Origin of the sequence: Streptomyces sp. XM4193 (assembly GCF_023072595.1) — a bacterium.
Taxonomy (GTDB): domain Bacteria; phylum Actinomycetota; class Actinomycetes; order Streptomycetales; family Streptomycetaceae; genus Streptomyces.
This window is the reverse complement of record NZ_JALLGK010000018.1, coordinates 1-649: the sequence shown is the minus strand read 5'-3', so window position 1 is coordinate 649 and position 649 is coordinate 1. Positions and strand designations below refer to the sequence as shown.

The 649-nt window shown below is 70.1% G+C and carries 1 protein-coding gene; it reads right to left on the bottom strand.

The annotated features are described in order from the left end of the window. Positions 1-649 (bottom strand): acyltransferase domain-containing protein (locus MTQ01_RS24740; protein ID WP_247493106.1); only part of this gene is annotated, 649 nt, incomplete at both ends.

The window sequence follows — 649 nt, the reverse complement described above, 5'->3', positions numbered from 1 at the left end:
TCGGCTCGGCGTACGTGAGCCCCTCGGCGACCTCGCGGAACGCGTCGAGCATCGGGTCCATCAGAGCCGAGTGGAAGGCGTGACTGACCGAGAGGCGCTGGGTCTTGCGGTCCTCGGCGGCGAACTCCGCGGCCAGCGCGAGGACTTCGGCCTCCGGCCCCGCGATGACGACGGAGTCGGGTCCGTTGACGGCGGCCAGCGAGACGGCTTCGGTCAGACGCGGCGCGACCTCGGCCTCGGTCGCCTGGACGGCCACCATCGCGCCACCGGACGGCAGTTCCTGCATGAGGCGGGCACGGGCGGAGACGAGGGCGCAGGCGTCGTCCAGCGAGAAGACCCCGGCCACGTGTGCGGCGGCGATCTCACCGATGGAGTGACCGGCCACGAACTCCGGCGCCAGACCCAGGGATTCGAGAAGCCGGTAGAGCGCCACCTCGACAGCGAACAACGCCGGCTGCGTGTGTCCCGTGGAGTGCAGCCGCTCGTCGTCCTCGGCGAACAGCACCTCCCGCAACTCCGGAACATCCAGACGCGCCAACGCCGCGTCCAACGCCTCCGCGAACACCGGGAAACGACCGTACAGTTCACGACCCATCCCGGCCCGCTGCGAACCCTGACCCGAGAACAACACCGCAAGCGAACGCTCCAC